The sequence below is a fragment of the Dyella sp. ASV21 genome, assembly GCF_016428975.1.
Taxonomy (GTDB): domain Bacteria; phylum Pseudomonadota; class Gammaproteobacteria; order Xanthomonadales; family Rhodanobacteraceae; genus Dyella.
In genome coordinates, this window is sequence record NZ_JAELTT010000134.1 from 1 (window position 1) to 3,832 (window position 3,832).

Sequence of the window (3,832 nt, forward strand, 5' to 3'; positions counted from 1 at the left end):
ACCTGGTTTTCCTGCGCCGCGCTGGGCAAGCCGAACTTGAGTACGGGCCGCCCGGCCTCCATGCGCGTGGGCCGCACCTGCGCATGGAAGTACTCGGGCGCCCCCAGCGGCAACGTGGGCAGCCAAGTGCCACTGCGCGGACAGCGCTCGCCCGGTCGAACGGTCATCTGGGCGTCCCCGTACGCCTCCCAGCGCCAACCGGTGGCTTCGCCGACGCGGCTCGTGCCCGCGTCCGACCAGTGCATCACCTCAAACGGCGGCAGCACGTCGCCGGTGTGAAACAGGCGCGGGATGCTATCGCGCTGCTCGGGCGTGCCCTTGTCCGAAGAGACCGCGCGATACCAGCCGCCTTCGGTCACCTTGTCGCCGATGCGCAGGGGCGGCTGATGCGCTTCGCGCAGGCGGCGGGCGCCTTCCAGCTCGGCACGACCGGCATCGTCGGCGGGGAAGTTGCGCTCGAAGCGGTTGTTGATGGTGTGGCGGAATCGCATGCCCACGGAGCCTTTCAAACTGGCGGGCGCCAATACGTGGATAAAGTCGAGCCCGCCCCCGGTTTCATAGCTGCCTGCCGGAAACGGCTTCTCGGGATAGGTCAAAAACACCACGTCGCGCTGTTGCCCGGCCGGTATCACCCACTGGCCATCGGTGAACTCCTGCCCCGGCGCCAGGGCGCTACCACCGAGGTGAGGCAAGTCAATCTGATGACCCAGGCTGTCATACCCTCCGATGGTGATATAGCTATATCCCGAGCCCATGGGGTTGTAGCGCCCCTCCCACTGATCGGGGCTACGCAGCACGATATCCTCTTGGCCGCTGTTGATGAGCCGCAAGGTCACCTTGAGCTGGTTGCCGGCCGGCGCGAGGTAGGTTTCGGCGGTGAGCCAGACGCGGCGGGTGCCTTGGGGGCCAATGCCATGGCGGTAGTACGGCACCAGCAGGCTGTGCAGCAGGCCAACCAACATTTTGGCGTCCTTGCCACCCACCACCGAGTCGCCACTCGCGCCCGCCATACGACCATCCGGACAGCGCGCACTGCCCGTGGCCCAGGGGTTGAGGGGACGCATGCCGCCAAAATCCTTGCCCTCGCAAATCAGCTTACGCGCCGATTCCCACGTCTGGCTGGGCAACAGAGAGAGAGGCCCCTCCAGCACCCCCACGCCAGTGCCTTCGGTAAATTCAGTCAGGTTGTAGATAGCCTCCACGCCGCCGCGATAGACCACCTGGAAGCGCCCACCGCCGCTGCTCACGCCCTGGATATAGTCGCCCCAGCGGCCACTGAGCGCCACGGCATCGGCGGGGAGGGTGGATGTGTCGATATCGTCAGCCATGGCAGGGGCTCCGAGCAAAGTGGCAGCAGCAAGTACGAAGGCAAGCAGGTGGCAATGGGTGGTTGAGTTGCGCCGTGTCATGTCACGACCCTCCACGGTCGGCCCGTTTGTTGTTGGAACCAGGTGGCGATGCGCTCCAGGTAGTAGGGCGCAATACCCGAGCCCTCGCGGTACACGCCGTAGCCCATCAAGGTGTTATCGGTCATGCCTTGCCAGCGCGGCTGGCCCTTGAGGGCCTCCACCTTGGCGCGGATCACCGTTTTGTTTTCGATACAGTCGCGGTGGATGGCGCCGCCGTTGTCGTAGTACTCGTCCGGCCAACTGAACAGGTGACCGGCTTCGTGGGCCACCACGTGGTTGAGCGGGTTGAGGACGTAATCGGGCGCGTTCGGGTTCGGCTTATTGACGACCTGCTGCACCGCCACCTCGCCCCAATTGCCACTGTCGGCGCGTATCGCTTGTTCGTACACATTCACCGTGGCGTGTGGCTTGGGCGCGCCCTTCTCCTTGGGGTTCACCACCTGCACCACAAAGCGCACCGGGATACGGCAGCCGCAGGCATCGCCCTTGCCGCAACTGGTGCGCATGAGTTGGTAGCCATCGGCATTGAGCACGACCTCCGCCTGCTTGGACAGGGCGGCGGCATTCGGCGCGGGGGCCTTGCTGTCGCGCGGACGAATGGGGTGTGTGGGGTGGGTCGTGCGGTCGCCGTCGTAGATGACCCGGTTGGTCACCGGGTCCGTGATCTGTTGGTAGTCATCGGCGTTGTACGGCACCGTGACATGGCGCCCATCCGATGCCATCTCGAACGGTGCGTTCGCGTTGGCGCGCACGCGCACCTCCATCGCCACCAGCGCCATGCGCAAGGTGGCGACGATTTCGTTTTTCCTTTCGTCGTAACGCAGCTCGAAGGTGCCCTTGGCGCCGCCGTAGCGCATCAGTTGTTTCTGGCCATAGCCATCCAGCGTGAACTGGTAGTTGCGATCGACCATGTAGTAATCGGTGCACTCCATGTCCATGGTCATGTTGCGTGGTGGAATGTCCTTGAGATGCCAGACGCAGGGAGCGACCATCGCTGGCGGCCGTAGTGGGTCGATGGTGGGCGTGATGCGCGGTGGTGGCAGCTCCGCACGAGGCAACGCGACGATGCCGCTGTTGCCGCTGACGGGGGCGGGCGCAAGCCCAGCCACCGTGGGCGATGGCATCGACATGGGCTCGTCGCCAGCGAGCGCCATGCCCGCCGCCGCGCCCACCGCCACGCCACACTCGGACAGCAACGGGTGCGGGGCCGCCGCCACCGCCCAATGCTCGGCCATGGCGCTAGACAGCGCCGCGTCGCCCGTGACCATGAGCTGGCCGTGCACCAGGAACTTGCTGCAGAACAGCTCGACGACACCGTCGGGATTCAACACCAGGCCGGTTCGCTGGCATTGCAGCGCCACTTGCTCCTGAGCGCGCATTAAGGCGAGCTTGGTGGCCTCCTGGCAAATGTCTTCGCTGGCCTGCACGTGCACGCTGCCCTGCTGGGCTTGCGTGGTGACGTCGCCCCCGCCCGCCAGGTGCCGAATGCCACCGGCCACGGTGAAGGCGTCGATGCCCTCGCCCGCCGTCACGTGCATGCGACGCGCGGCGGTGGTGGCGTGATCCTGACCGGCCACGTGCTCGATGTTGGCGCCCGCCGCCTGCAGCACGCTGGCCGGCGTGGCGGTAATCACACCGGCTGGCGCGCCGGTGACCACGACGGGCTTGGCACCGCCCTCTCCGCCGCGATCGTTGGCGCCGGCCCCCAGCGACCGCACCGCCTGCACCAGCGCATCGCGGGGTCCGTGATCGGCCGCCATGGCTTGCTGCCGATGGGCCAGCTCCAACAGCTCGCGCGCGTGTTGGTTCAGTTGCTCGACCTGGGCGAGCAGCTCGGCCACATCCAGCGTGCGCCCGCTCGCCTGGTTCTGCGCATAGGCGGACACCAACACGCCCTTGCCCGCACGTACCGCACCGAACTCGTCGCTACGCAGTTCAAAGCCTTCGCCGCGCGGCTCACCACCCTGCGGGCGCGGATGAGTGAGATAGCCCAGATGCAACGCGGCACTGGCATGGTCGCTCATCAGCGCCGCGCTGATCTGCGCGGGCGTATCGTCCAGGCGAAGTTCGTTACTGCGCCGGCCCTTAAGCTCCTTGCTGCGAATAGGCATGAGCGCATGGAACGTGGGCAGCTCGTAGGGCGGCCGCTGCACGGCATTGGGTAGGCGTGAGCTGACAAAGGGCCTGTCGCAATCGCCTTCCCAGAAATCCACGGTCACTTCTTGCCCAATGCGCGGTATCGCCATGGCGCCCCACGTGGCGCCGGCCAGGCCTTGCGCCACGTCGATCCAGCAGGAGCTGTTTTCGTCGGAGCGGCCTTGGCGATCCCAGGCAAACTGCACTTTGACGCGCCCCAGCTCGTCCACCCACAGCTCCTCGTTGGGAGGACCGACCACGGTGGCGACCTGCGGGCCGTCCATGCG

The 3,832-nt window shown here is 66.4% G+C and carries 2 protein-coding genes; both read right to left on the minus strand.

The annotated features are described in order from the left end of the window. Positions 1-1,328: hypothetical protein (locus JHD67_RS21090; protein WP_199101107.1), on the minus strand; the 1,328-nt coding region annotated here is incomplete at its 3' end. Positions 1,329-1,405: 77 nt separating this feature from the next. Next, on the minus strand, positions 1,406-3,832 hold a 2,427-nt coding region (gene vgrG / locus JHD67_RS21095), incomplete at its 5' end, for a type VI secretion system Vgr family protein (protein WP_199101108.1).